28 protein-coding genes and 1 pseudogene are annotated in these 24,006 nt (G+C 70.5%); 14 read left to right on the forward strand and 15 right to left on the reverse strand.

Annotated features, from left to right (window positions below; translation table 11 throughout):
• Positions 1-30 precede the first annotated feature (30 nt).
• The 7 genes and pseudogenes from NVS89_RS03695 to NVS89_RS03725 all read right to left on the reverse strand — a co-directional run bounded on the left by NVS89_RS03695 (position 31) and on the right by NVS89_RS03725 (position 6,305).
• Positions 31-1,293 (reverse strand): phage major capsid protein, encoded by a 1,263-nt coding sequence (locus NVS89_RS03695; RefSeq protein WP_374114524.1) that lies wholly within the window; start codon positions 1,291-1,293, stop codon positions 31-33.
• Positions 1,294-1,384: 91 nt separating this feature from the next.
• A pseudogene (locus NVS89_RS03700) lies at positions 1,385-1,956 on the reverse strand (HK97 family phage prohead protease).
• Positions 1,953-2,123 (reverse strand): hypothetical protein, encoded by a 171-nt coding sequence (locus NVS89_RS03705; protein ID WP_258731135.1) that lies wholly within the window; start codon positions 2,121-2,123, stop codon positions 1,953-1,955. Before NVS89_RS03705 ends, NVS89_RS03700 begins: the two are co-directional and overlap by 4 nt.
• Positions 2,120-2,308: a hypothetical protein gene (locus NVS89_RS03710; protein ID WP_258731136.1), complete on the reverse strand. Its 189-nt coding sequence runs from the start codon at positions 2,306-2,308 to the stop codon at positions 2,120-2,122. Before NVS89_RS03710 ends, NVS89_RS03705 begins: the two co-directional genes overlap by 4 nt.
• Before the next feature lie 654 nt (positions 2,309-2,962).
• Positions 2,963-4,159, reverse strand: coding sequence for a phage portal protein (locus NVS89_RS03715; protein ID WP_258731137.1), 1,197 nt, complete (start codon positions 4,157-4,159; stop codon positions 2,963-2,965).
• Between the two features lie 357 nt (positions 4,160-4,516).
• Complete coding sequence (locus NVS89_RS03720; protein WP_258731138.1) at positions 4,517-5,827, reverse strand: DNA-packaging protein; 1,311 nt, start codon at positions 5,825-5,827, stop codon at positions 4,517-4,519.
• Positions 5,793-6,305 (reverse strand): hypothetical protein, encoded by a 513-nt coding sequence (locus NVS89_RS03725; RefSeq protein ID WP_258731139.1) that lies wholly within the window; start codon positions 6,303-6,305, stop codon positions 5,793-5,795. Before NVS89_RS03725 ends, NVS89_RS03720 begins: the two co-directional genes overlap by 35 nt.
• A 295-nt stretch (positions 6,306-6,600) precedes the next feature.
• On the opposite strand from NVS89_RS03725, the gene NVS89_RS03730 reads away from it, so the two are divergent.
• From NVS89_RS03730 to NVS89_RS03750, 5 genes are all read left to right on the forward strand, one after another.
• Positions 6,601-7,572, forward strand: a complete 972-nt coding sequence (locus NVS89_RS03730; RefSeq protein WP_258731141.1) for an IS1595 family transposase — start codon at positions 6,601-6,603, stop codon at positions 7,570-7,572.
• Between the two features lie 204 nt (positions 7,573-7,776).
• Entirely contained in the window at positions 7,777-8,145 is a 369-nt protein-coding gene (locus NVS89_RS03735) for a hypothetical protein (RefSeq protein ID WP_258731142.1), read from the forward strand.
• Positions 8,146-8,840: 695 nt separating this feature from the next.
• Entirely contained in the window at positions 8,841-9,392 is a 552-nt protein-coding gene (locus NVS89_RS03740; protein ID WP_258731143.1) for a hypothetical protein, read from the forward strand.
• Positions 9,389-9,598, forward strand: coding sequence for a TOBE domain-containing protein (locus NVS89_RS03745; protein ID WP_258731144.1), 210 nt, complete (start codon positions 9,389-9,391; stop codon positions 9,596-9,598). Before NVS89_RS03740 ends, NVS89_RS03745 begins: the two co-directional genes overlap by 4 nt.
• Before the next feature lie 11 nt (positions 9,599-9,609).
• Entirely contained in the window at positions 9,610-10,146 is a 537-nt protein-coding gene (locus NVS89_RS03750; protein ID WP_258731524.1) for an SAM-dependent methyltransferase, read from the forward strand.
• Here NVS89_RS03750 and NVS89_RS22900 read toward each other — a convergent pair.
• Positions 10,143-10,868, reverse strand: a complete 726-nt coding sequence (locus NVS89_RS22900) for a TetR/AcrR family transcriptional regulator (RefSeq protein WP_309486517.1) — start codon at positions 10,866-10,868, stop codon at positions 10,143-10,145. The two genes, NVS89_RS03750 and NVS89_RS22900, sit on opposite strands and share 4 nt — an antisense overlap.
• Before the next feature lie 8 nt (positions 10,869-10,876).
• Complete coding sequence (locus tag NVS89_RS03765; protein ID WP_258731145.1) at positions 10,877-11,452, reverse strand: NADPH-dependent FMN reductase; 576 nt, start codon at positions 11,450-11,452, stop codon at positions 10,877-10,879.
• 193 nt (positions 11,453-11,645) lie between these two features.
• On the opposite strand from NVS89_RS03765, the gene dcd reads away from it, so the two are divergent.
• A complete protein-coding gene (dcd, locus tag NVS89_RS03770) occupies positions 11,646-12,203 on the forward strand; it encodes a dCTP deaminase (RefSeq protein WP_258731146.1) in 558 nt (185 codons plus the stop codon).
• A gap of 47 nt (positions 12,204-12,250) precedes the next feature.
• Here dcd and NVS89_RS03775 read toward each other — a convergent pair whose 3' ends face one another.
• Entirely contained in the window at positions 12,251-13,015 is a 765-nt protein-coding gene (locus NVS89_RS03775) for an FCD domain-containing protein (protein ID WP_258731147.1), read from the reverse strand.
• A gap of 218 nt (positions 13,016-13,233) precedes the next feature.
• Between NVS89_RS03775 and NVS89_RS03780 the strand changes: the two genes are divergently transcribed.
• Positions 13,234-14,370 carry an alpha-hydroxy acid oxidase gene (locus NVS89_RS03780; RefSeq protein ID WP_258731148.1) on the forward strand — a complete coding sequence of 379 codons (1,137 nt, stop codon included), beginning with the start codon at positions 13,234-13,236 and terminating at the stop codon, positions 14,368-14,370.
• 85 nt (positions 14,371-14,455) lie between these two features.
• On the forward strand, positions 14,456-14,737 hold the full coding sequence (locus NVS89_RS03785) for a hypothetical protein (protein ID WP_258731149.1): 282 nt from the start codon (positions 14,456-14,458) through the stop codon (positions 14,735-14,737).
• Between the two features lie 19 nt (positions 14,738-14,756).
• Here NVS89_RS03785 and NVS89_RS03790 read toward each other — a convergent pair whose 3' ends face one another.
• Entirely contained in the window at positions 14,757-15,365 is a 609-nt protein-coding gene (locus NVS89_RS03790; RefSeq protein WP_258731150.1) for a YcgN family cysteine cluster protein, read from the reverse strand.
• A gap of 217 nt (positions 15,366-15,582) precedes the next feature.
• On the opposite strand from NVS89_RS03790, the gene NVS89_RS03795 reads away from it, so the two are divergent.
• The 4 genes from NVS89_RS03795 (at position 15,583) to NVS89_RS03810 (ending at position 20,752) form a co-directional block, all read left to right on the forward strand.
• Positions 15,583-17,796, forward strand: coding sequence for a transglycosylase domain-containing protein (locus NVS89_RS03795; RefSeq protein WP_258731526.1), 2,214 nt, complete (start codon positions 15,583-15,585; stop codon positions 17,794-17,796).
• Positions 17,797-17,873: 77 nt separating this feature from the next.
• Positions 17,874-18,461 (forward strand): DUF1214 domain-containing protein, encoded by a 588-nt coding sequence (locus tag NVS89_RS03800; RefSeq protein ID WP_258731151.1) that lies wholly within the window; start codon positions 17,874-17,876, stop codon positions 18,459-18,461.
• A gap of 25 nt (positions 18,462-18,486) precedes the next feature.
• On the forward strand, positions 18,487-19,032 hold the full coding sequence (locus tag NVS89_RS03805) for a DUF1254 domain-containing protein (protein WP_258731152.1): 546 nt from the start codon (positions 18,487-18,489) through the stop codon (positions 19,030-19,032).
• Positions 19,033-19,423: 391 nt separating this feature from the next.
• Complete coding sequence (locus NVS89_RS03810) at positions 19,424-20,752, forward strand: DUF2336 domain-containing protein (RefSeq protein ID WP_258731153.1); 1,329 nt, start codon at positions 19,424-19,426, stop codon at positions 20,750-20,752.
• 8 nt (positions 20,753-20,760) lie between these two features.
• Here the strand turns inward: NVS89_RS03810 and NVS89_RS03815 are convergent, their stop codons facing one another.
• Entirely contained in the window at positions 20,761-21,102 is a 342-nt protein-coding gene (locus NVS89_RS03815; RefSeq protein WP_258731154.1) for a DUF1491 family protein, read from the reverse strand.
• A 6-nt stretch (positions 21,103-21,108) separates the two neighbouring features.
• Positions 21,109-21,816, reverse strand: coding sequence for a peptidoglycan-binding domain-containing protein (locus NVS89_RS03820; RefSeq protein ID WP_258731155.1), 708 nt, complete (start codon positions 21,814-21,816; stop codon positions 21,109-21,111).
• A 202-nt stretch (positions 21,817-22,018) separates the two neighbouring features.
• On the opposite strand from NVS89_RS03820, the gene NVS89_RS03825 reads away from it, so the two are divergent.
• Together NVS89_RS03825 and NVS89_RS03830 are read left to right on the forward strand one after the other, a co-directional pair.
• Positions 22,019-22,516, forward strand: coding sequence for a DUF5330 domain-containing protein (locus NVS89_RS03825; protein ID WP_258731156.1), 498 nt, complete (start codon positions 22,019-22,021; stop codon positions 22,514-22,516).
• Between the two features lie 86 nt (positions 22,517-22,602).
• Positions 22,603-23,052, forward strand: a complete 450-nt coding sequence (locus tag NVS89_RS03830) for a SufE family protein (protein ID WP_374114525.1) — start codon at positions 22,603-22,605, stop codon at positions 23,050-23,052.
• Positions 23,053-23,113: 61 nt separating this feature from the next.
• On the opposite strand, the gene NVS89_RS03835 is transcribed toward NVS89_RS03830, so the two are convergent.
• Entirely contained in the window at positions 23,114-23,650 is a 537-nt protein-coding gene (locus NVS89_RS03835) for a DUF6456 domain-containing protein (RefSeq protein ID WP_258731159.1), read from the reverse strand.
• Positions 23,617-23,988, reverse strand: coding sequence for a helix-turn-helix domain-containing protein (locus tag NVS89_RS03840; RefSeq protein ID WP_258731160.1), 372 nt, complete (start codon positions 23,986-23,988; stop codon positions 23,617-23,619). Before NVS89_RS03840 ends, NVS89_RS03835 begins: the two co-directional genes overlap by 34 nt.
• Positions 23,989-24,006: the final 18 nt, after the last annotated feature.

Raw genomic sequence — 24,006 nt, forward strand, 5'->3', positions numbered from 1 at the left:
TGCGGAGCGCGCGGCGGGGGCCGTCCGCGCTCAGGCGAACTTCAGCAGCTTGATCGCGTCGAAGTCCTGCACGCCGCCGCCCACGCGCTTGGTGGTGTAGAACAGCACGTAGGGCTTGGCCGAGTAGGGATCGCGCAGCACCCGCACCCCGGCGCGGTCGACCACCAGGTAGCCGCGCTTGAAGTCGCCGAAGGCGATCGAGACGCTGTTCTCTTCGATGTCCGGCATTTCCTCCGCCTCGTGGACGGGGAAGTTCATCAGGCTCGGCGGCTGGCCGGCGGCGGTCGGGGGCGCCCAAAGGTACTGGCCGTTCTCGTCCTTCAGCTTGCGCACCGCGGCCTGCGAGCGGCGGTTCATCACGAAGCTGCCGTTCTGGCGGTAGCCCGCCTTCAGCGCATAGACCAGGTCGACCAGCGGGTCGGCCGGGTTGGTGGCCGGGAAGTCGCCCGCCGCGCCGGTGGCGATGAAGCCGAGCTTGCCCCATTCCCAGGTGTCTTCGGCGGCCGTCGCATAGGCGAGGAAGCCCTTCGGCTTGCCCGCGCCGTCGCCGGTCACGAAGGCGGTGCCCTCCTGCGCCGCGAAGGCGGCCTCGACCTCGATGGCGAGCCATTCGTCGATGTTCACCGCCGCGTCGTCGAGCAGCGTCTGCGTCGCCGCCGGCATGGCGTAGATCTCCATCGCCGGGAAGGAGAGCTCGTCCAGCACCGGGCTCGCGGTCTGGGTGCGCGCGGCCGTCTCGGCCACCCAGCCGACCGCCGGCCCCGAGGTCATGAACGGCTTCTTGTAGGTACCCGAGGAAATCACCCGCACATCGGAGATGGCGCGGATCGGCGAGAGCGCGGCGAGGCGCTTGCCGATCTCGCGCTCGGTCTCGCTCGGCACCACATAGCCGCCGTCGGCCGGCGTGCCGGCGGAGAGCGCCTTGGCCTCCAGCCGCTTCAGCCCGGCGGTCTCGCCGTGGCGGACATAGGCGTCGAAGGCGCTCTTGTGCTCGCGCGCGGCGAGGTCCGAGACGAGGTCGGCGCTGCCGCCGAGCGAGGGACGGCGGGCCTTCAGCACCAGCTCGTCGATCAGCGACTTCTGGGTGTCGAGCGCGGCGTTGATGCGCTCCACCTTGTCGGCGGTCACCGCGTCGACGCCGCGCCGCTCCAGCTCGGAGAGGCGCAGGTCGTTGGCGTCCTTGAACGCCTCGAAGGCGCCCATGAACTCCTCGAAGGCGGCGCTCACCTCCGGGCCGGCCATATGCTTGGTCTCGACCGATTTCGTCTCGGGTGCGGGATGCTTCAGATCCATCGTGCTCATGTCCATGTTTCGATAAGGCGTCGACGTCCCGGACCGGCCCGCCGGTCGAGGGTCGCAGAGAGTGCGTCGGTGGATGCGAGGGTCAGACCGGCAGCGGGGCGAGGCCCGGCAGGGCGCGCAGCCGCCGCGCGCCGCGCCTGATGGTGGCGGCGAGGCTGCGCGCGCCGGTCTTGACCCCGGCGATGCGCGCATCGGGCTGCATCGGGAAGGTCACGACCGAAATCTCCCACAAATCGATGCGGGCGAGCCGGCGTACCCGCGAGCGCGGATCGGTGCGCCCCTCCACCGTGCGGAAGCCGATCGACAGCCCGTCGATCGCCCCGGCGCGCATCAGCGCCAGCACCTCGCGGGCACGGGCGACGTCGAGCGTCAGCCGACCGCGCACATGCAGCCCCACCCCGTCCTCGCGGATCGTGGCCCAGGCGCCGATCGGCTCGGCCGGGTCGTGCTGGAACAGCATGCGCACGCCGCCCACGCCCCGCTCGGCGAGCGAGCGGGCGAAGGCGCCCGGCAGGATCAGGTCGCGGCCGAGATCGACCGGCCGAACAGCGCCGCATAGCCCTCGAAGCTGCCGTCGGGCTCGATCGCGGCGAGCGCGCCGGAATGGGCCTTGGTCTCGGCCGGCGCGGCCGCGCGGTACGCAAACGCGCTCATGCGCCCTCCTTGCCGCCCTTGGGCCGGCGGGTGGCGGCGGCGCGCTCCAGCCGGCCGAGGGTGCGGCCGAACTCGCGGAAGACCTGCGGCGCATCGCCGGCACGGCTCGGCGCCGGCAGGCGCGGACGATCGGGCAGGAAGGCCCTTATGCGTGGTGTGCCTTTCATGGCTCGTCTCCGAACGTGGCATTGAAGCGCGCGATCTCGCGCACGAAGTCGTCGAAGCGTCGGGAGGCGCGGCCGAGCTCGCGCATCGCCGTCCCCGCCAGCGCGGAGGCGCCGAGCGCCCACATCAGCAGCGCCAGATGCGCCAGATCGGCCTTCACGACGAAGGCCTCGATGAGCGTCTGCATGTGACGGATCTCGATACCGCGAACCAATTTCGCGTCTGGGATAGGTAGATTTAAAAATACCCTCTTAAGTTGTATTCTTGGCCCTACGATTCCCTTGAGAGGCTCGGGTATGTGCGAGACATTCGATTTGTTCGTGAGAGCAGTTACCGACAAAAAGCAGGTAACTTGCTTTTACCAAGGTCGCTGGCGCGAACTCTGTGTGCATGTCGTGGGATGGAAAAACGGGCGCCGCCAGGCTTTGGCTTTCCAATTCGCCGGCGACAGTTCCAAAGGGCTCCCGCCCGGCGGCGAGTGGCGATGCTTGGCTCTAGACGAAGTAAGCAGCGTATCGTTGCGCGACGGCATGTGGCATACGCGGGACGATCACTCCCGGCCTCAAACCTGCGTCGACCAGATCACCGCTGAGGTAATTTATTGACCTTCCAGCCACACGGCATACGCTCGAGCGCGACTTTCGGATGCCGGTCCCGCGAAGATAGTGACGTAACAAGCCCCATCGTCTTGATAGTCAATAATCTCGACCGACCAGACGCCCGGCTCATCCGGCCGTTCGATCACCTCTACTTGACGGCCAAGACGTGTTGTCGAAGGCATGTGATCTCTCCAAACCGAAACAACTAGCGGACTCCGGCGCGCCGTCTTTGACGGACCAAACTACTCCCGCGTCCCGTAGCCCACTGCCTGGCGCTTCTCGTCGTCGGTCAGGAACGTCGCCTCGCCCACGCGGCGCCACAGCGCCTCGCGCTCGGCGCCCAGCGCCTCGATGGCGTCGAGGTCCGGCTCAAGCCGCAGGCGCGCCGCGCCATAGGCGGGGGCGAGCCAGCCGGCGAGCTCGGCGCCGAGCCGGCGGGCCAGCGGCAGCACCGTCTGGCGCCACAGCACCCGGCTCGCCTCGGCATAGTTCGCATAGGTGGCGTCGCCCGGAATGCCGAGCATCATCGGCGGCACGCCGAAGGCGAGCGCGATCTCGCGCGCCGCCGCGTTCTTCGCCTCGAGGAAATCCATGTCCTTGGGGCTCAGCGAGAGCGGGCGCCAGTCGAGCCCGCCTTCCAGCAGCAGCGGCCGGCCGGCATTGGCGGCGCCGGAGAAGTTCGCCTCCAGCTCCTCCTTCAGCCGGTCGAACTGCTCGTCGGAGAGGTTCGTCCCGCCGCCATAGACCAGCGCGCCGGAGGGGCGCGCCGCATTGTCGAGCAGCGCCTTGTTCCAGGCGCCGGCGGCGTTGTGCAGGTCGAGCGCGATCTGCGCCGCCTCCAGCGGCGGGGCGCCGTAATAGTCGTCGAGCGGGTTGAACAGAGCGACATGGAGGATCGGCGGCACATGGCCCGCTCCCCGCCCCTCCTGCACGAAGCGCACGGCGCGCCCGCCCACCGTATATTCATAGGCTTCGGCCCAGCCGTCGCCGCCCGGCACCACCCGCATGCGGTCGGGGCGCAGCACGTGGAGCTCGCGCACCTCGCCGCCGATCGCCACCGCCTCGACATAGGCGTTGCCGGCGATCATGAGATGCGCGGCCAGCGCCTCCAGGAACGCGGTGCCGGACTGGCGCGGATTGGGCTGGGCCAGCAGTTCGCCGAGCGGATGGGCGTCGAGCTCGCGCCCGCCCTCGAGCAGGGTGAAGCTCACCTGCCCCACCGCCTCGGCGACCAGCCGCACGCATCGATGAGCCACCGCGTTGCGCTGGTAGCCCTCGCGGGCGAGCGCGCCATAGTCGCGCGGCGTCCAGCGCGGCCGGTGGCCGGCGATCAGCGCCACCAGCGCCTGCGTGCGCGAGGCCTTGGCCTCGGGCGGCGCGTTGGGCGGCATTTCGGGCTGCCCGGCACGGGCACGAAAGGTGAAGGGCAGGCGAAGCATTGACCCATCCTGAGCTGGCTGTCGACCGCGCGGGCGGCCGGGCTGGTGACGCGAAGCCGGCAAGGCAACCGCCCGAACGAGACACACTCAAAACGTGTGTCATTAAACATGCGCACGACCTGCGTGCTGCCCGATGCTCGTCTTCCATCCGGGTTGGAGCGAGGCTTTGGGGGCGCTGCCATGTCGAACAACTATGCCGATCTGCGGCGGGATCTGGCGGGCGAGCCCGGCGCGGCCGGGCGCTGCGCGGACCGGCAGATGTCGGACCACGCCCCGCTCTGGATCGAGATCGCCACCGATTTTCGCCGACGACTACCTGCAGGTCATCGCCGCGCCGCCCGGCTGAGGCGCCCCCCCTCACATCCGCCGCACCCGCGGCGCGCTCTCGGCCGGGCCGAGGGCGAGCGCCGTCACCGCCCAGACCAGCGCGTCGAGCCGGTCGGGCGAGCGCCCGTTTGAGAGGCCCTCAGGCCCGAAATCGCACAATTCGTCCTCGAGCTGCGGGAAGGTCCCGGCATGGCGGACCCGTCCCTGCTCGTAGAGCGCGGCCACGGGCTCGGCCCGCAGCCACTTGCCGCGCGTCGCCCGCACCTCGGCGACCGGCACGCGGGCATCGAGCCCGGCGAGGATGGTGCGCACCATCTCCCCGCCCTGATTCACCTCGACCACCACCCGGTCCGCCTCCAGCCGGTGGAACAGCGCGATCGCCTTCGCTCCCCAGCGCGAGGGGGTGAGCCCCTGCGCGCTCTCGTCGGCCAGCACATGGACGATGCCGTCCCGGTCGATCCCCGCCGCGACGATGCCGCAGGCGTCGGCCTGCCGGCGCGAGGAGGCGGGCGGGTCGACCGCGACCACGATCCGCACCAGCTCCGGCGCCGCCGTCTTGCGGGCGGCCTCGAGCGCGGCACGGTTCCACAAGGCGTCAGGCCGGTCCTCTACCAGTTCGCCCTCGAGTTCCTGCCGCCCCAGGCGCGTGCCGGCATAGCGCCCGACCACGCCCTCGAGAAAGGTCGGGGCGAGGTGCATGGCGTTCTCCGCCGTACCCATGCGCGTCACCGCGGTGCGCGGGTCGGCCAGCAGCGCACGCACCAGTGCGGTCGGGCGCGGGGTCGTCGTCACCATCTGGCGCGGCCGGCGCCCCAGCCGCAGGCCGAACTGCAGCATGTCGAAGGCCGCCTGCGCATAGCGCCACTTGGCGAGCTCGTCGCACCAGGCGGCATCGAATTGCGGGCCACGCAGCGATTCCGGGTCGTCGGCCGAAAAGCCCTGCGCGACCGCGCCGTTGGGCCATTGCAGGCGCCGGCGCGTCGGCTCCCAGCTCGGGCGCTCGGCGCGCGGGTGCACGGCGAGGATGCCGGAGACGCCCTCCACCATCACCTCGCGGAAATCGCCGAGGCTCTCGGCGATCAGGGCGATCCGCCCGGCCGCCGGCCCGGCGCGCCCCAGCGCCAGCGCGCGCACCCATTCGGCGCCGGCGCGGGTCTTGCCCGCCCCGCGCCCGCCCAGCACCAGCCAGGTCAGCCAGTCGCCCCCGCCCTGCGCCTTGTCCGGCGCCTGCTGCGAGGGGCGGCCGAGCAACGGCCAGTGATGGGCCAGCCATTCGGCGGTCGCCGCGTCCAGCGCGGCGATCGCCTCAGCCAGCCGCCCGTCCTGCCAGCACGCGCTCAAGAGTTTCGCCAAGCTCGCGTCGGAAGGCGTCGGCGTCGCGCAGTCCTGCCTCATCCTCATCCCGGGCCGGCCCGTCCTTCTCCAGCGCCGCCAGTTCGCGCAGCGAGCGCACCAGTATGGCGAGCGTGCGGGCCGCGCGTTCGGCCTCCGCCGCGCCGCCTTCGACGAGGCCGGCGCGGGCGATGAGCCGCTCGACGGCGGCGATCTCGTTCTCGACCCGCGTCACCAGCCGCCGGATCAGCACCGGGCGCGGAAGCTCGGGTGAGGTCGGCGCGGAGCCGGCGGACTGTCCAGGTGGCGCACAGGGCCGGTAGGCGTTGCCGCGCCGCCAGCCCCAGCGCTTGGCCCGCCGGTGCAGCGTGCTGCGCGAGACGCCAAGGCGGCTCGCGACCGCCCACAATGGCAGGCTGGCGCCTTCATAGAGCCGGCGCGCCTCCTCCAGCGCTTCCGGCGATATGGATTGCGCGGGAACCGGCATGCCCCCTCCGCCGAACGATGCTGAGAAACGAAAAAGCCGGCCCTGAGGCCGGCTGCGAAACGACATGAAGGAGCCTCGGTCCGGCCCCTCTCCACCGCTGCGAGCCCGGAAGTGACGAGCCCGTCTGCCGGGCAACCCGGCGAGCCCAGCTGACGGCGGCGGCCCCTCGACGCATTTGTGGAGTATGGCTGAAAGCTACCCCCACAGCGTCACGCTGTCAAGGACTATTTTCCTAATTATATACTTGACAAAGCACGCCCTGCGGCTAGGATCGGATCAACAAGGGATCACGACCATGGCCAGCGGCTTCGACAACCACATTTTCACTGACGCGGACAAGGCCCGCGAGTATCTGGAAGCCCAGCGTTGGCCACTCGGCCCGATCTGCCCCCATTGCGGGAACGCACAGCCTTCTTCGATCCGTGCCCTTAAGGGGAAGGCCCACCGTCCCGGCGTCTACCAGTGCAACGCTTGCCGCGAACAGTTCACCGTGACCGTTGGCACCGTGTTCGAGCGCTCCAAAATTCCGCTCAACAAGTGGCTGTATGCGACGCACCTCATGTGCGCGAGCAAGAAGGGCATTTCCGCCCATCAATTGCACCGCATGCTCGGCGTCACCTACAAGACTGCCTGGTTCATGGCTCACCGCATACGCGAAGCCATGAAGGACGACGAGTCGACCTCTGGCCCCATGGGCGGTCAGGGCAAAATCGTCGAGGCCGACGAAACCTATTTCGGCAAGACCGAGACGCAGCCGACCGTTACCACCAGTGGCAGGCCCTTCACAAAGAGCGGCAAGTCGGGCCCGTCCGGTAAGCGTGCCGTGGTCGGACTCGTCGAGCGCGGCGGCAACATCCGCACCTTCCACGTAGCCAAGGCGAACGCCGAAACCGTGCGCGACGTGCTGGTCCGTAACGTTTCCCGCGATACCGCGCTCTACACGGACGAGAGCCGCCTTTACACCGTGACCGGGCGCGAGTTCGCCAGCCATGAGACGGTGCGCCACTCGCGCGGCGAATATGCACGCGGCACCGTTCACACCAACACCATCGAAAACTACTTCTCGGTGTTCAAGCGAGGCATGCGCGGTGTTTACCAGCACTGCGCCGAGAAGCATCTGCACCGATATCTCGTCGAGTTCGATTTCCGCCACAACCGCCGCAGCGCTCGCGGGGTCGACGACGCTACCCGCCGTGACGACGCCCTCAAGGGCATCGAAGGCAAGCGCCTTACCTATCGGCAGATTGGTGAAGCCGCTTACGCTTAAGCAGAAAGCGAAGCGCCTCTCCCGCTGGCGCAAAACTGCGAACAGACGGCGAACGCCATTCGCCCCTGGCTAGATTCATCGTAAAATCGAAACAATGCGCTCATGCGAATCGGGCGCAGAAGCTGCGGGCGACCGGTCGGGAAAGAATTCCAGCTCCTACCGACCAGCGCCCGCTATCGAACAGTCCCTTTGGAGGACCATTCAATGTCTAATCTTCCGTTCCGCCCTTATACGAGCGTCTCACCGCCTACCATTCTTTGGCACGGGCAGTCCGGGGTTCGATATCCCTTCGAGCTCTGGCCCATTGGCACGGTGTTCCGCGATCACCCCGGCGTCTACATCTTCTGTAAGCCGGCCGCTAACGGGAACTGGGACGCCGTATATATCGGCGAGACCAAGTCTTTCCAGAGCCGCTTGACCGACGGGCTCGCCCAGCATCACCAGTGGGTAAGCATTGTACACTGCGGCGCCTCGCATCTCTGCGTGATGCATGTGCCCGGCGGCCTGACCTTGCGTGAGCGGATCGAGACCGATCTGCGCCGCCATATCAAGACCCCCTGCAATCTTCAGTAGGGCGAGAAGACCGGCGAGGGCGACTTCGGTCGCCCTCTGCCTTTCGGTCGCTTTTCGCTGGCGTTTTCAGCATTCGACGCACTGTCCGCTCGAAACTATTCCCATCTGTTTCCACACTAGAAGTGTGGGATTGATGGTTGCGGCTATGGGCGTTGTCTCGCGAATCGGTCATCGTCGTTTGGTCCTGCGACGGATGCGGCCAACCTCTCACAGCAACCGCATGCCATATTGCCGGCCCGGGACTGGCGCACCCTAGGACCATAGACATGCCGTCGGCGTCTATGGTCCGTGCGCAAAGTTAACAGGTTGTTACCCGCCTTGTTCCTCCCCTGCCGTTTATGGGGTCGGCGCCCCTGAATCATCGGCGGTACGGGTCGCCGTTATTACCAACATTCACACCACAAGGGGTGCGCCCGTTCAAGTAAGAATAACGGGCAAGGCACCGCACTTTTTGCGCCGCTCCCCTTGAAATCTCACAAATCAAGCGCCGGCCTGTCGCGAATCACTATGCATTTTCAAGCCTGCTTTGTCACGTATATAATTAGGACTATTTTCCTATATTTGGCCAGCACCCGCTCTCCACCGAGGCTGAAAACGCCCGCCCGGCCGGCACCTCGAGCCGGCGAACGGCGCGCCCATTGTGCCGCCCGCGCCCTTGATATATCCCTTCGGATATATCTTTCGGTGCCTCAGCCATGGCCTTCCCATCCGCCCTTGCCCGCCGACGCTTCGCCTTCCGCGCGCTCCCCGCCATTGCGCTCCTGCTTGCGCTCCTCGCCCCCGCCGCGCCGGCGCTCGCGCGCGACCCGGTCGTCCTCGCCGCTCCGGGCCGCGTGCTCGCCCTGCCGCTCGCCGCGCTCGAAGCCCTGCCCGCCGTCACGCGCGAAGTCGTCTTCCTCACCTCGCGGGGCGAGGAGCATGCGCGCTACACCGGCGCGTCGCTGTGGAGCGTGCTGGTCGGCAACGGGCTGGTCGATCCGGCCGACCTGCACGCCCTCATCCGGCAGGTGGTGATCGTCACCGGCGGCGACGGCTATGTGCTGGTGCTCTCGGCCGGCGAGCTGGCACCCGAGCTCGGCGCCGCGCCGATCCTGCTCGCCCACCAGCGCGACGGCGCGCCTCTGCCGGCCGCCCGCTCGCCCCGGCTCGTCGTCCCCGGCGACCGGCGCGGCGCGCGGCAGGTGTTCGACGTCGCCCGCATCGAGGTCCGTACCCTCCCCGAACCCCCGAAAGGAGAAAACCCATGAAGCTCAGCGCCCGCAACGTCGTCCCGGGCAAGGTGGTCGCGGTCGTACGCGGCGCCACGACCTCTCATGTGCGGATCGAGATCGCCGCCGGGCAGGTCATCACCTCCGCCATCACCAATGAGGCGGTGGACGAGCTCGGCCTCAAGGTCGGCGACGCCGCCTATGCGGTGATCAAGGCGTCCGACGTCATGGTCGCGGTCGACTGAGGGAGGGCGCCATCGTCCGCCTCAACGAGATCCGGCTGGCCGAGGTCGTGATCGACCCGCCGCCCGCCACCGATGCCGGCCTCGTCTATATCGGCCGCATCGCCACGCCCTGGACGTCGCGGCTGGAGACGCCGCGCCTCGGCCGGCCCGACGGCCCGCTGTGCCGGATCGAGGTATTCGCGCCCTGGCGCGCCGCGCTGAAGGGCATCGAGGCCTATGAGCGCATCGAGGTGCTGTTCTGGATGCACCTGTCGCGGCGCGACCTGGTGCTCCAGAGCCCCGCCGACGACGGCACCGCGCACGGCACCTTCGCGCTGCGCACCCCGGCGCGGCCGAACCCGATCGGCACCACCATCGCCCGGCTGGTCCGGGTCGAGCCGGACGGGGTCCTGCTCGTGCGCGGGCTCGACTGCATCGACGGCACGCCGCTGCTCGACCTCAAGCCCGACCGCACCCTCTTCACCCCGCTCGCCCGCGAACAGGCGGGGGACCGGCAGACGGGGGATGACGAGGCGGGCGACGGTCCGGAGGAGACACCGGGCGGCTAGCCCTCTCCCACCCCTATCGCCACGAGCGCCGCCACCGCGGCCGCGGCGGTGCGCGCCGCTTCATCGCGCGCGGCCGGTCCCGCCGCCGGCTCGAACAGCGCGCGGTGCAGCAGTTCCTGCACCGTCATGTCGTGGAACAGCCGCGCCAGCACTGCCGCGTCGGCAGGCTGCCCGTCACGGGAAGGCATCTCGCCGAGCCGGGCGGCGATGAAGCGCGCAAAGATCGCCTGCGAGGTGGCCGGTCCGCTGGCGAACCAGACCGCGCCGAGCCGGGGAAACCGCCCGGTTGCGCTGATGGCGATGCGGAAAAGCGCCACCGAGCGCGGCGTCAGCAGCAGGTCGAGCAGCGCCCGGCCGAGCCGCGCCAGCCCCTCCTCCAGCGACAGCCCCTCGACCCGCACCGCGTCCATCGGCGCGAGGATGTCCGCGCAGGCATGGGCGAGCGCGGCCTCGAACAGGCCTTCCTTGCCGCCGAAGAAGGCGTAGACGTTGGTCTTCGAGCCGCCTGCCTCGGCGACGATGGCGTCGAGGCTCACCCCGTCATAGCCACGGGCGAGGAACAGGTCGGCGGCGACGCGGCGCAGCTCCGCGCAGGTGGCCGTGCCGCGTCCGGTGCGCCGGCTCGGGCAGCGCGGCGCGGTGGTCTTGCTCTCGGGCGCCCGGCCGTGCCGGGCCTGTCCGGGCTCGTGCCCCGCTCCGCCAGCCGCCGCGCGCCCGGTCATGGCCGGCCTCAGGCCGCCTTGGCCGAGGCGAGCAGGCGGATCTCGGTGACCAGCGCCTTCACGCCGCCGAGCACGAAGTCCCGGGTCTTCTCGTCGGTGAACGCGCCGCCATCAACCTTGTCGAGCACGTTGGGAATGGCGAGGTGCGGATAGGTCACCACCCGCGCGCCGGCCGCGCTCAGCGTCTCGCGCAGCTGCGCCTGGGCGCGGATGCCGCCGGTGGAGCCGGGCGAGGAGGTGAGCACCAGCGCCGGCTTGCCGATCAGCGCGCCGCGCGCATAGGGGCGCGAGCCCCAGTCGACCGCGTTCTTCATCGCGCCGCTGGTGCCGTAATTGTACTCGGGCGAGGCGAGGATCACGCCGTCGGCAGCCGCGATCGCCGCGCGCAGCGCCGCCGCGCCGGCCGGCGGATGGTCGGTGTCCTCGTCCTGATTGTAGAGCGGCACGTCGTTGAGGCGGAACACCTTCAGCTCCACCTCGGGCGCCAGCGCGGCGCGCAGCGCCTCCAGCACGGCGGTCGAGTAGGAGCCGGTGCGCAGGCTGCCGGAAATGCCCAGAAGCTTGACGGTGGAATGGTCGGTCATGAGAAATCTCCGTGAGGCGGCACTGCGGTCGCTTCGTTTGATACTATCCGGTATCAATCTAACCACATTCCGGTCCTATCGCGCTTGCAATCGCGCAAGCTTTTTCTGGCATTCCACGGTTTTCCGGCCGCCCTCGCCCGATCCGGGAAAGCGTGCTACCGATTTCGCAACCCAGCCGGGAGAACCGCTACCCGTGATCCTGACCGACCGCGACATTCTCGACGCCCTGAAGGACGGCACGCTGGCCATCGAGCCGGCACCGCCGCCGGAGTTCTACGCGCCGAACGGGGTCGACCTGCGGCTGGATTCGCGCCTCACCCTCTACCGCGCCCCCGGCGCGGAGGAGGACCCGGTGATCGACCCCGCCGGCCCGGGCTACAGCTTCCGCGAGGCGATCGGCGCCATGGCCGACGACATCGAGATCGGCACCGGCGGCTTCGTGCTCGATCCCGGCCGCCTCGTGCTCGGCTGGACGCTGGAGCGGGTCGACCTCACCGCCGGCGCCCGCCTCGCCGCCCGCGTCGAGGGCAAGAGCTCGCTCGCGCGCATCGGCCTGCTGGTGCACCTCACCGCGCCGACCATCCATGCCGGCTCGACCGGGCGCATCCAGCTCGAGATCATCAATCTCGGCCCGCGCCCGATCCGCCTGCGCGCCGGCATGAAGGTGTGCCAGCTCATCCTTGAACAGACTCTCGGCGTGCCGCAGCGCGCCTATGGCGGCCAGTTCGCCGGCCAGCGCGCCGCCGGCTAAGCCGCGGTCGTCAGCAAGCCCGGCCCGCCAAGCAATCCCCCGCCCGGTCAACCGCCCAGCAGCGTCGAGCGGTTGAGCCGGCGCAGCGCCAGGTCCGCGCGTTCCTCGTCGCGGCGGAACTCCTCGACGCTCGCCCCGACGAAGGCGAGGTGGCGGTGCGCCGCATCCTCGGCCGCCTCCCGGTCGCCCCTCAGCACCGCCTCCGCGATCTCCCGGTGCTGCACGAACAGCGCGTCGCGCACATCGGCGCGCGCGAACAGGCTGGCGCGGCTGAAGAAGATGTTACGCCTCAGCATCTCGGAGAAGGCGCGCATGACGTGCAGGATGACGAGGTTGTGCGAGGCGGCGTAGATCAGCCGGTGCAGGTCGATGTCGACCTCCGCCTCGCGGGTGGCGTCCTGCGCGCGGTGGGCGGCCTCCATCTCGGCGAGGCAGGCGCGGATCGCCTCGCGCTCGGGGTCGGTGGCGCGGCGCGCGGCGAGCCCGGCGGCGCTGCGCTCGACCGCGCCGCGGAACTCGAAATAGTCCGCCGTCACCCGGTCGTTGGACTGAAGCAGGTCCGCGAGCGGGTCGGTCAGCGCGGCGAGGAACTCGGTCACCCGGGTGCCGTCGCGGCTGGTGGCGAGCAGCCCGCGCCCCTCCAGCAGGGCGAGCGCGTCGCGTAGCGAGGGGCGTGAGACGTCCAGCCGCTCGGCGAGGTCGCGCTCGCTGGCGAGCTTCTCGCCCGGGCGCAGCACGCCCTCGAGGATCAGCCGCTCGATATGTTCGGCGATGGCTTCCGCCAGCTTCGGCGCGCGCAGCCGCTCGACCATGTGCACCCCCGTCGGTCCGAACCGCCCTTATGCGCCGGCACCGCGCGATGTTCAACAAAGGAGCGGCTTCCTGACCTGTTGACACCCATGGTCATTTTTCCTTACCAAACGTCCGGCCGCCGCGATGGCTCCCTGCGCCCACCGGCGCGGGCGCGCGGCGGGGCGGCCATCGCCGAGAGTGCCCGGCGCGGCCGGGCGGGAAGCCGGAAACCGCGCCCATGACGGCCGTCACCAACATCCAGGACCTGCGCGCCATCGCGAGGCGCAAGGTGCCGCGCGCCATCTTCCACTATGCCGACCGCGGCTCCTACGACGAGGCGACGATCCGCGCCAACCGGGCCGACCTCGCCGCCATCGCGCTGCGCCAGCGGGTGATGATCGACGTCTCCGAGCGCTCGACCGAGACCACCATGATTGGCGAGAAGGTGGCGCTGCCGCTCGCCATCGCGCCGACCGGCCTCACCGGCCTGTTCCATGGCGACGGCGAAATCCATGGCTGCCGCGCCGCCCAGGCGGCGGGCATCCCGTTCACCCTCTCCACCATGTCGATCTGCTCGATCGAGGACGTGGCCGGCGCGGTTGACAAGCCCTTCTGGTTCCAGCTCTACGTCATGAGGGACCGCGGCTTCTCGAAGTCGCTCATCGAGCGCGCCATCGCGGCCCGCTGCTCGGCGCTGGTGCTCACGCTCGATCTGCAGATCCAGGGCCAGCGCCACATGGACATCAAGAACGGCCTGTCGGTGCCGCCGAAGCTGACGCTCGCCAACGCGCTCGACATCGCGCTGCGCCCGGCCTGGGCGCTCGGCGTGCTCATGGGCAAGCGCCATTCCTTCGGCAACCTCACCGTGCGTAAGGAAAGCGACAGCCTCACCACGCTCTCGCAGTGGATCGCCGGCCAGTTCGACCCCTCGCTGTCGTGGAAGGACGTGGAGTGGGTACGCTCGATCTGGCCGGGCAAGCTCATCCTCAAGGGCGTGCTCGACGTCGAGGACGCGCGGATCGCGGCCGGGACCGGGGCGGACGCCATCGTCGTCTCGAACCATGGCGGGCGCCAGCTCGACGGCGCGGTGTCTTCGATCTCGGCGCTGCCGAGGATCGTCGACGCCATCGGCGGGGGGCCGAGCGAGATCTGGTTCGATGGCGGCGTGCAGTCGGGACAGGACGTGCTCAAGGCGGTCGCGCTCGGCGCGCGGGGCTGCATGATGGGCAAGGCGTTCCTGTGGTCGCTCGCCGCCGGTGGGCAGGCCGGCGTCGCGCAGGCGATCGAGATCATCCGGCGGGAGCTCGACGTGTCGATGGCGCTCACCGGAACGAAGGACATCAGGAAGGTCGACAAGAGCGTGCTCGCGCTCTGAGCGCGCTTGTTGGCGGCCCGCCGCCGGCGCACCATGCCGGCCTTCGTTCCACCCTCGCCGTCCCACCCAGCCGAGAGCTTCCCCGATGACAGAACCTTCCCGCCGCGACCTCGGTCCCCTCGCGCTCGGCGGCCTCGCCGTCGCCGCGCTGAGCACGCTCCCCGCCCTGCCGGCCGCGGCCTATCAGGGCAACATGGAGCGCTCGCTCTCCGCCCTCTATTCGGCCCTCGCCTCCCTGCGCGAAGCGACGCCCAACAAGGGCGGGCATCGCGAGCGCGCGATCGACCTGATCCGGCAGGCGATCGGCGAGGTCGAGGCCGGCATCGCCTTCGCCGACGAACATGGCGGCGGCGGCCCCACGCCCTGAGGGCCGAACGGCCCCGGCGTCAGCGCCGGGCCGTGCCGCGGGCGGCGACGGTCGGGGGGGCGGCCGTCCGCCGCCCGCGTGCCGGGTCGGCCGGGCGCCGCATCGCCCCGCGCGGCAGCCGCAGCGGCCAGCGCACCATGTGCTCGATATAGTCCTCGAGCGGCAGGTCGTCCTCCATCGCCTCCACCCGACCGCGCACCGAGACGCCGGCCGCGTGCACCGTGTCGCGGTCGCCCGAGACGAGGTGGTGCCACCAGTAGAGGTCACGTCCCTCCTCGACGAGGCGGTAGGCGCAGGAGGGCGGCAGCCAGTCGATGGCGCGCACCGTCTGCGGCGTCAGCCGCACGCAGTCGGGCACCTGCGCCTGCCGGTTGGGGTAGTCGCGGCAGCGGCAGCCGACATCGTCCAGCAGCTTGCAGCCGATGTCGGTATAGGCGATCGCCTCGGTGTCCTCGTCCTGCAGCTTGACCAGGCAGCAGCGCCCGCAGCCGTCGCACAAGCTCTCCCACTCCTCGGCGTCCATCTGCTCGAGCGTCTTGGCGCGCCAGAACGGCTCCGCCTCGCGGCCGGTGCCGTCGGCGACGGCGCTGTCGGTGTCGAGCCGGTCTTTGATCGTGGGTCGTGTCATCAAGCTTCCGCGAGAGAGGGCTTAGGGAAAACGGACGCGCTTCACGAAGCGTCCCCGCGCGCTTAGATAGCGTTCACCGTCCGCCAAGGCGAGCCCGTCGGCGGCCTCGTCCCGCGTCGCCGTCTGGGCTATAAGGTCGGACGCTGCCTGGGATCGAGGGTGGTACTGGTTGAGCACCCGTGGAGTACCGGGCTTGAGCGAGACGCCGAACGCGGAGATGCCGGAAGAGCCGAAGGAGGCCCCGCCGCCCGGCGCGCCGCGGCGCGGCCGCCGCATCCGCAATGCGCTGCTCGCCATCGATTCCTGGATCGACAGCACGATCTATACCGGCGGGGTGCGCCTGCGCGCCGCCTGGGACAGCTACGTCGCCTTCACCGAGCGCTTCAACCTGCAGGGCCCGGCGCGCTGGGGCGTGGAGGTCGCCTCGGAGGCGGTGACCTGGGGCGCGGTCGGCGCCGTGCTGATGCTGACCCTCGCCCTGCCCGCCTTCCAGGAGACCTCGGACGACTGGCTCAAGCGCGCGGACCTGTCCGTCACCTTCCTCGACCGCTATGGCAACACCATCGGCGAGCGCGGCATCCGCCACAACGACACGGTGCCGCTGGAAGAATTCCCCGACCACCTCATCAAGGCGGTGCTCGCCACCGAGGACCGGCGCTTCTACGACCATTTCGGCATCGACGTGCCCGGCACCTTCCGCGCGCTGCTCTCCAATGCGCGGGCCGGCGGCGTGGTGCAGGGCGGCTCCTCCATCACCCAGCAGCTCGCCAAGAACCTGTTCCTCTCCAACGAGCGCACGCTGGAGCGCAAGATCAAGGAAGCGTTCCTGGCGCTGTGGCTGGAGTTCCACCTCACCAAGAACCAGATCCTCAAGCTTTATCTCGACCGCGCCTATATGGGCGGCGGCACCTTCGGCGTCGACGCGGCGGCGCAGTACTATTTCGGCAAGTCGGCGCGCGACGTGAACCTCGCCGAGGCGGCGATGCTGGCCGGCCTGTTCAAGGCGCCGTCGAAATTCGCCCCGCACGTCAACCTGCCAGCCGCGCGCGGGCGCGCCAGCGTGGTGCTCGACAACCTGGTCGATGCCGGCTTCATGACCGAAGGACAGGTGTTCGGCGCTCGCCGCCACCCGGCGACGCCGATCGACCGCAAGCGCGAGGACGTACCCGAATACTATCTCGACTATGCCTTCGAGCAGGTGAAGTCGATCGTCGCCACCCTGCCCAAGGACTATGCCGAGCGTTCCTTCGTCGTGCGCACCGCGCTCGACCCCAATATCCAGAAGGCCGCCGACACCGCCATCCGCGACAGCCTCAAGCAGTTCGGCAAGGATTACGGCGCCACCCAGTCCGCCATGGTGGTGATGGAGCCGAACGGCGCGGTGCGCGCCATGGTCGGCGGGCGCGACTATGGCGAGAGCCAGTTCAACCGCGCCACCGACGCGTTGCGCCAGCCGGGTTCGTCCTTCAAGCCCTACGTCTACACCGCCGCGCTGATGACGGGGAAATACAAGCCCGACACCATGGTGCTCGACGCCCCGCTGTGCATCGGCAATTGGTGCCCGCAGAATTACGGCCATTCCTATGCCGGCCGCCTGCCCCTCATCACGGCGCTGACGCGCTCGCTCAACACGGTGGCGGTGCGGCTCGCGGAATCGATCGGGCGCGGGCGGATCGTCGACCTTGCCCACGCCATGGGGGTGAAGAGCGAACTGAAGATCACCCGCGCGCTGCCGCTCGGCGCCGCCGAGGTGACGGTGATGGACCAGGCCACCGCCTATTGCGTGTTCGCCAATGGCGGCTACGCCGTGCAGCCGCACGCGGTGATCGATATGCGCACCCCGGCGGGCGACCCGGTGTGGAACTTCGCGCAGGAGGGCGAGAAGCCCAAGCGCGTCATCCCGCCCGAAGTCATCGACATGATCAACCCGATGCTCAACAGCGTAGTCGAGCACGGCACCGGCCGGCGCGCCATCATCCCGGGTGTCAAGGTGGCGGGCAAGACCGGCACCACGAATGCCTATCGCGACGCCTGGTTCGTCGGCTTCACCGGCAATTACGCGGCGGCGATCTGGTTCGGCAATGACGACTACACCCCGACCCGGCGCATGACCGGCGGCTCGCTGCCGGCCATGACCTGGCAGAAGGTGCTGGCGTTCGCCCATCAAGGTATCGAGATCAAGCCGACGCCCGGCCTCGACGGCCACCCCGCGCCCACGAGCAACGCCTCCGCGCAGGCCTCGCTGCTGGAGATCGACGGCGTCAAGCGCCCGGTCACGCTGTCCCCGGACTCAGCCGAGCAGCTCATGGGCCTGTCCGCCCGTATGAAGGAGGCGGCCCGCGCGCCCCTGCCCGGCCCCTCCGCCTCGCTCGAATCCGACCGCGTCCTGGCCGGGCGCGACCCCGACACGCCGGCCACCGGCAGCAATTGAGGGCCAGCACGATTGACCTTCGCGCCCCGCGCGCCCATCGATGAGGGCGTTCCCGTTCCACCGGATTGCTCTGTGCCGTGCGTGCTTTCCTGTTCTTCCTGACCCTCGTCGTCGGCGCCGCCGTCGGCCTCGGCCTGACCTGGGTCACCACGGTCAGCGGCTACGGCCCCGGCATGATCCGCTCCGGCCCGTGGGAGGCTTGGCCCAAGGCCGGCACCGAGGAGGCCGACCCCTATGCGCGCGCCGCGCTGGCGCGGGCGGGGGAGCTGCCGCTCGAGCTCGCCGACGGCCTCGCCTTCGTGGCGACGAAGGACGACGACGGCACCGCGCTCGACGGGCGCTGCGACATCCGCCTGTCGGGCACGCTCCCGCAGGCGCGGTTCTGGACCCTCACCGTCACCGATTCGCGCGGCCGGCTGATCGACAACGCCGCCGGCCGCACCGGCTTCACCAGCGCCGAGGTGGTGTGGAACCGCGACGGCACGCTCGACATCGAGCTCGGGCCGCGGGCACGGGCCGGCAACTGGCTGCCCACCGGCGCGCGCGAGCGCATCGAGCTGACGCTGCGGCTCTACGACACCCCGGTCGGGCTCGCCAGCCGCACCAGCGACGCGCCGGAGATGCCGAGCCTCGTCACCCAGCACTGCCCATGGTCGAAGACATGACGGTCCAGCCCGCGAGGAGATGGCGATGACACGGCTTGTGCTGCCGATCGTGGCCGGGCTGGTGCTCGGCGGCATCGTGCATCTGGTGGCGGTGCTGATCCTGCCCTACTACGCCGAGCAGGACGCCTATGCGCGGCTCTCGGCCATCGGCAGCGTCAACGCGGTCGCGCAGATGGACGACCCCAGCGCCTTCGGCGCGGTGCTGCCGGACACCGATCCCGCCTTCATCTCCGCCGTCTGCCTCTACGACCTCAGCGACGGCCCGCTGAAGGTGCGGGTGCCGACCAGCGCGGACTATACCTCTGTGTCGTTCTACACCCGCTTCGGCCTGGCCTTCTACGCCATCAACGACCGCTCGGCCGGGCGCCGGGTGATCGAACTCGACCTGATGAACCCGACCCAGAAGGCGGCGATGCCGGAGAATGCCGACGTCACCGCCGCCGACCGTCTGGTGGTGGAATCGCCCAGCGACGAGGGCATCGTGCTGATCCGCGCGCTGGTGCGCGAGCGCAGCGCGCGCGAGGCCGTCCGCGCCCATATGAGCGCGGCGAGCTGCGGGCCGGCGTCCTAGCGCGGAGCGTCCCTCAGAGCGATTCGGCCGGGGGGCCGATCTCCCGGCGCGGCGCCGGGACGGGGGTTCGCACGCACTGGATCACCGCCAGGATGACGACCTCGGCCGGGTTGCCGGGCGCCTTGCGGGCGCTTGCGGTCTCTCCGGGCGTCGGACGAAGCGGAAACGGAACCACGGTCCCCATTTCACCTTCCCTTTCGCCAGTCGAATTCCCTTCCCCGGGGCCGGTCTGCCGGTCTGCCCTTCCCTGGGACAACTTCCCCTGCGCCAAGTCGGCGGGTTGTTGCCCATAACGAGCCATCATGGTTAACGGCTTGCTAACGTTCGCCGCCTAGCTTGGTTTCGCGAGTCCCCGAGGGACGGCGCCCGACCTCTCGAACCCGACCGCCCCATGCCTCCCACGTCCGGCTCCGGCCTCAAAGTCCTGATCGAGGAAGCGCGTCGCCGACACGACGACACGCGGCCGGAGATGCTGCGGCTGCTGGTCGAGCTCTATCTGGGCGAGCCGGGCCATGACGAGGCCGAGCAGGCCCGTTTCGCCCGGCTGGCGACGCGGCTGATCGAGGCCATCGAGGTTCCCGTGGCCGCCCGGCTGGTGCGCCCGCTCGCCGCCCGCCACGATCTGCCGCGCGAACTGGCCCTGCAACTGGCGCACGGCCCGCTCGCCCTGGCCGGGCCGGTGCTGCGGCTTTCGCCGGTGCTCGACGACGCCGCGCTCGCCGCCCTCGCCCAGGAGGTCTCGCCCGCCCATGTCGCGGCCATCGCCGCGCGGCGCGACGTCTCCCCCGCCCTCGCCAAGGCGCTGGCCGAGTTGGTCCACCGCACCCGCGAGGGCGCCGGTGGGGAGAGTGAGGGAGAGGCAATTGAAGGCCGGAGCGAGGACGCGATCGCCGCCCCGGCGGCATCGGATACCGAGGCACCCGATACGGGGGCGCCCGATGCCGAGACAGGCGTCGAACACGTCTCCGCCCCAATCGAGGGGACATCGGAGGCCGATCCCGTCATCTCCGATGCCGTCGCTTCCATGCACGGGTCCGAGGCCGGCCTGCCCGAGGCGGTCGTGCCCGAAGCCCTCGCACCCGAAGCTGTCGAGCCCGCTCCGTCTCTCGAAACGGATCTCCCGGACAGCCCGGCCGCACCCGACACGCCTTCTCCCCCGCCCCCGCCCGCACGTCCGGACTATCTGGCGGCGAGCCCGGAGGACCGGGCGCTCATCATCGCCCGCCTCGTCACCCTGCCGCCCCTGCCGATGGCCGAGCGCGTGGCTCCCGCCAGCGCGGAGACCACCGAAGCGCTGCTTCAGGCCGCGCGCGACGCCAGCTCGGGCGAAGTCGCGCAGCTTATCCAGAAGGCGCTCGGCGTGAGCGAGGCCAATGCCGTCCGCATCGTCGACGATCCCAGCGGCCAGGCGCTGGCGGTGGCGGCGCGCGCGCTCGGCCTGTCCTTCGCCGTGCTTTCGCGCGTGCTGTTCCGGCTGCATCCGGTGGCGGGCCGCTCGGCCGCCGAGATGACCCGCCTCGCCGACATGTTCGATTCGCTCACCGGCGCCGGCGCCCAGCATCTGGTCGCCTCCTGGCGCCCGGGCCGGCGCGTGGCGCGCGAGCGCGGCGAGGACGCGCCCTCGATGCGCCGCTTCGGCGAAGCCCGCCCCGAAACCGCGCGCACGCACGAGGCCACCCGCGCGCACGCCGAACCCGGCGAGGCGCGCCGGCCCGGCTGACCGGCCATTCACGACGGGGCGAGGTCCAGGAAGACGCGCCCGGCGCGGTCCTCGATTTCCACGAACCACAGATCAGGATCGAAGCGGATCTCGCGGCGCATGCGCTCCTCGGCCTCCGCCTCGGGGGCCTCGGCCGGCACCAGCGCGGCGAAAAGCCGTCCTTCCTCCGGCGCGGCGTCGAGCGAGGGCAGCGCGGGGCCGAAGAGCGCGGCGCGCCCGTCCAGCGTCGCCACCTTGACGAAGATCGCGCCCGCCTCCTCCGAGCCGCGCCGCCGCACCGCGGCGAACGCGCCCTCGACGCCGGCGCGGCGGATCAGGGCGGAGACGAAGATCGCGCTCTTGAGCCGCATCGCCGGCTACCGGATCGAGAAGCCGGCCACCGTGTCGAGCTCGCGCACCAGCCGGTCGGAGATTTCGCCCGTCACCGGCATGCGGCGGTCGCGCTCGAAACGCTCGATCGCCTGGCGCGTCGCGTCGCCGACGCGGCCATCGATATGGATCGGGCCGTAGCCGAGGCTCGCCAGCGCCTTCTGGATCTCCATCACCCGCGGCGAGACCGCGATATCGGCCGGCGGCCGGGGTGAGCCCGCCCCCGGAACCGCGTTCGCCGGCGCGGCGGGCGCGGGTGCCAGAGCGGTCGGCGCCTGCACCGCCGGGGCGGCGCGCGGCGGCGCAGCGGGCTTGACCGGCGGCAGCGGCATCACCGGCGCGGCGGCGGACGCGGCATCGGGCGTGCCCATCGCCGGCGTGGAAGCCTCGGGCGCGGCCTGCATCACCGGGGACGGCGCGGGGGCGGGTATGGCGGCTGGAGACGCCGCGGCCGGGGCGGCCGGCACTTCGCGCAACGCCGCCGGCGCGGCGATCGGGGCCGGCGTACCGCCCGAATGCCGGCGTTCCTGCAGGCCGAGCGCGTTGAACAGCACGGCCGCGGTCGCGCCCGCCGCCAGCACGGTCATGAAGACGTCCGAGCGCCGTCGACCGGACTGATAGGGCCGACCGGCGGCACGTTCGCCGTCGAGATCGATATCATCCTCCAGCAGATCGCTGGCATAGGATCGGGGCATAGGATCAACCGCAACTCGCGCGCCGTTCGGCGCCATAGGAAAACTGTGCCACGCCATGCTTAAGCGAACACTAAGCGCCCGGCGTGCTTAACATCGGCTTTCCACGATCGGCACAAATTCGCGGGATCGAGAGGCGGGTTGAGCAACCCCTTGCCCTTATCCTGCCGCGCAGGAGGCGTAAGCCGCAGTGGCGAGGCGTATCATGTTCTTTCTGTTGCGTGTCGGTTTCTGGCTGACGATCGTGTTTCTGCTGCTGCCCGGCGTTCCCGGCGCTCCCTCGCAGGAGTCGGCGGAGGGGGCGGGTGCGCCGAGGCTCGGCACCGCCGAGGCGCTCTCGGCGGCGACGTCGGCGGTCGCCGATGCGGGCGGCTTCTGCGAGCGCCAGCCCCATGCCTGCGCCGTCGGGGCTCAGCTTTTCGAGCTGATCGGCCGCCGGGCCGAGGCCGGGGCGCGCTATGCGCTGTCCTATCTGGTCGAGCAGATCTCGGAGGAGAAGCGCAAGGCGGCCGTGCGCTCCGCCGGCGCGCCGGCCGACGACACGCTGACCACCCACGACCTCGCGCCGGAATGGCAGGGGCCGGTGCGTCCCGCGCTCGACGCCACCGCGACCGACCTCATCTTCTCCCCGCCGGCCCAGCCGGTGGGGGCGCCGGCCGCCACCACGCCGGGCGTGCCGCGCCCGCCGAAAAAGCCGGCCTGACGCCCCGCCCGAGCGGCTTGTTCGCACCCCGCGCCATTGCGTCCCGGGGTGCCCCGCGCCTATATCCGGTGGGAAAGGCGCTGATGATGACTTCACCGAACGCGACCACCGCACAGATCGAATCGATCATCGAGGACTTCGAGCTCCTCGATAATTGGGACGATCGCTACCGCTACCTGATCGAGCTCGGCCGCACGCTGCCCCCCTTCCCGGAGGAGGAGCGCACCGAGCGGACCAAGGTGCAGGGCTGCGCCAGCCAGGTGTGGATGGTCAGCCGCCCGGCATCCGCGCCGGACGGCACGCATCTCGCCTTCCTCGGCGATTCCGACGCCCATATCGTGCGCGGCCTCATCGCCATCCTGCTGGCGCTCTATTCGGGACGCGCCGCGGCGGAGATCGCCGGCACCGACCCGGCCCCGGTGTTCGAGCGGATCGGGCTGAAGGACCATCTCACGCCGCAGCGCTCCAACGGGCTTCGCTCCATGGTCGAGCGCATCCGCGCCGACGCCCGCACGGTGCTGGCGACGGCCTCCTGAAGACGACCTCCTGAGAGGATGGGCCGCCAGCCCTGCTGCGCGCAGGACCGCCTCCCCTGCGTCAGGCGTCGGGCTGGGCGCGGAAGGCGCGGATCGGGCTGCGCCGCGGCCCCTCGATCCGCCCGGCGAGGCCGTAATGGCGCGCCAGCCGGTCGAGGCCCAGCGCCAGAACAACCTTGGCGGTACGCGCCGGCCAGCCGCGCTCGCGCTCGACCTGCTCCATTCCCTTGAGGAAGCAACAGACATCCATCAGCAGGCCGGAGAATTCCGGCCCCACCGCCTCCATAGCCCGGGCCAGCCGCTGCTTGGCGGCGAGCACCGCCTCTGAAAGGGCAAGCCCCGCCGCCCCGCCGCGCCGGGGGCCCTTCGGCATGGCGCTCCAGTCGGCGGTCAGGCGGGGGGTCATCTGCGCGCGGGTGAAGTCGGCGCGCAGCCGCTCGCCGGCCATGAGCTGCACCGGCGCGATCAGCGCCTGCCCGTCGCGGCCGCGCCGGCTCGCCAGCCAGGCGAGCGGGCTCTCGTCGAGGTCGATCACCACCTCGCCCGCCTCGCCCGCCATCTCGATCACACGCGTTCCCAGTCGGCGCTCACGCGGCATGAAGCGCCTCCCCTGCCGGGGCCTGCGCCAGCGCGCGGCTCATCCGCGCCTCGAGCTCGGACACCTTGCGGTCCCAGCGGGCGGTCTCGCGGCGCCACGGTTCGGCAGGCATGGGCCACGGTCGAGCGGTGGCGGCCGAAGGCGCGGCCCACCGCGCTCATCGGCACGCCGAGGCCGACATGGGCGAGATACATGGCGAGGGCGCGGGTCGCCGAGACCGGCCGCGCGAGGCGGCACGCGTGCAGCACCTCGCTGAGGGGCACGCCGGTCTCGTCGGCGACGAGGCGGGCGGCCATGTGGCAGAGCTCGGGAACGGTGGGAGAGATCTGAGTGTGCATGCCTGAATTCCCCTGAAT

Origin of the sequence: Ancylobacter mangrovi (assembly GCF_024752355.1) — a bacterium.
GTDB classification, from domain to species: Bacteria; Pseudomonadota; Alphaproteobacteria; order Rhizobiales; family Xanthobacteraceae; genus Ancylobacter; species Ancylobacter mangrovi.

What these genes read in the sequence shown, in the direction of transcription:
- NVS89_RS03840 (WP_258731160.1), bottom strand. Translation starts at nt 23,988, where the DNA reads ATGCACACTCAGATCTCTCCCACCGTTCCCGAGCTCTGCCACATGGCC.
- NVS89_RS03725 (WP_258731139.1), bottom strand. Translation starts at nt 6,305, where the DNA reads ATGCCGGTTCCCGCGCAATCCATATCGCCGGAAGCGCTGGAGGAGGCG.
- NVS89_RS03810 (WP_258731153.1), top strand. Translation starts at nt 19,424, where the DNA reads ATGCCTCCCACGTCCGGCTCCGGCCTCAAAGTCCTGATCGAGGAAGCG.
- NVS89_RS03815 (WP_258731154.1), bottom strand. Translation starts at nt 21,102, where the DNA reads ATGCGGCTCAAGAGCGCGATCTTCGTCTCCGCCCTGATCCGCCGCGCC.
- NVS89_RS03740 (WP_258731143.1), top strand. Translation starts at nt 8,841, where the DNA reads ATGGCCTTCCCATCCGCCCTTGCCCGCCGACGCTTCGCCTTCCGCGCG.
- NVS89_RS03745 (WP_258731144.1), top strand. Translation starts at nt 9,389, where the DNA reads ATGAAGCTCAGCGCCCGCAACGTCGTCCCGGGCAAGGTGGTCGCGGTC.
- NVS89_RS03705 (WP_258731135.1), bottom strand. Translation starts at nt 2,123, where the DNA reads ATGAAAGGCACACCACGCATAAGGGCCTTCCTGCCCGATCGTCCGCGC.
- NVS89_RS03805 (WP_258731152.1), top strand. Translation starts at nt 18,487, where the DNA reads ATGACACGGCTTGTGCTGCCGATCGTGGCCGGGCTGGTGCTCGGCGGC.
- NVS89_RS03715 (WP_258731137.1), bottom strand. Translation starts at nt 4,159, where the DNA reads ATGCTTCGCCTGCCCTTCACCTTTCGTGCCCGTGCCGGGCAGCCCGAA.
- NVS89_RS03765 (WP_258731145.1), bottom strand. Translation starts at nt 11,452, where the DNA reads ATGACCGACCATTCCACCGTCAAGCTTCTGGGCATTTCCGGCAGCCTG.
- NVS89_RS03825 (WP_258731156.1), top strand. Translation starts at nt 22,019, where the DNA reads ATGTTCTTTCTGTTGCGTGTCGGTTTCTGGCTGACGATCGTGTTTCTG.
- NVS89_RS03695 (WP_374114524.1), bottom strand. Translation starts at nt 1,293, where the DNA reads ATGGATCTGAAGCATCCCGCACCCGAGACGAAATCGGTCGAGACCAAG.
- NVS89_RS03735 (WP_258731142.1), top strand. Translation starts at nt 7,777, where the DNA reads ATGTCTAATCTTCCGTTCCGCCCTTATACGAGCGTCTCACCGCCTACC.
- NVS89_RS22900 (WP_309486517.1), bottom strand. Translation starts at nt 10,868, where the DNA reads ATGACCGGGCGCGCGGCGGCTGGCGGAGCGGGGCACGAGCCCGGACAG.
- NVS89_RS03795 (WP_258731526.1), top strand. Translation starts at nt 15,583, where the DNA reads ATGCCGGAAGAGCCGAAGGAGGCCCCGCCGCCCGGCGCGCCGCGGCGC.
- NVS89_RS03780 (WP_258731148.1), top strand. Translation starts at nt 13,234, where the DNA reads ATGACGGCCGTCACCAACATCCAGGACCTGCGCGCCATCGCGAGGCGC.
- NVS89_RS03790 (WP_258731150.1), bottom strand. Translation starts at nt 15,365, where the DNA reads ATGACACGACCCACGATCAAAGACCGGCTCGACACCGACAGCGCCGTC.
- NVS89_RS03820 (WP_258731155.1), bottom strand. Translation starts at nt 21,816, where the DNA reads ATGCCCCGATCCTATGCCAGCGATCTGCTGGAGGATGATATCGATCTC.
- NVS89_RS03775 (WP_258731147.1), bottom strand. Translation starts at nt 13,015, where the DNA reads ATGGTCGAGCGGCTGCGCGCGCCGAAGCTGGCGGAAGCCATCGCCGAA.
- NVS89_RS03710 (WP_258731136.1), bottom strand. Translation starts at nt 2,308, where the DNA reads ATGCAGACGCTCATCGAGGCCTTCGTCGTGAAGGCCGATCTGGCGCAT.
- NVS89_RS03730 (WP_258731141.1), top strand. Translation starts at nt 6,601, where the DNA reads ATGGCCAGCGGCTTCGACAACCACATTTTCACTGACGCGGACAAGGCC.
- NVS89_RS03785 (WP_258731149.1), top strand. Translation starts at nt 14,456, where the DNA reads ATGACAGAACCTTCCCGCCGCGACCTCGGTCCCCTCGCGCTCGGCGGC.
- NVS89_RS03835 (WP_258731159.1), bottom strand. Translation starts at nt 23,650, where the DNA reads ATGCCGCGTGAGCGCCGACTGGGAACGCGTGTGATCGAGATGGCGGGC.
- NVS89_RS03830 (WP_374114525.1), top strand. Translation starts at nt 22,603, where the DNA reads ATGACTTCACCGAACGCGACCACCGCACAGATCGAATCGATCATCGAG.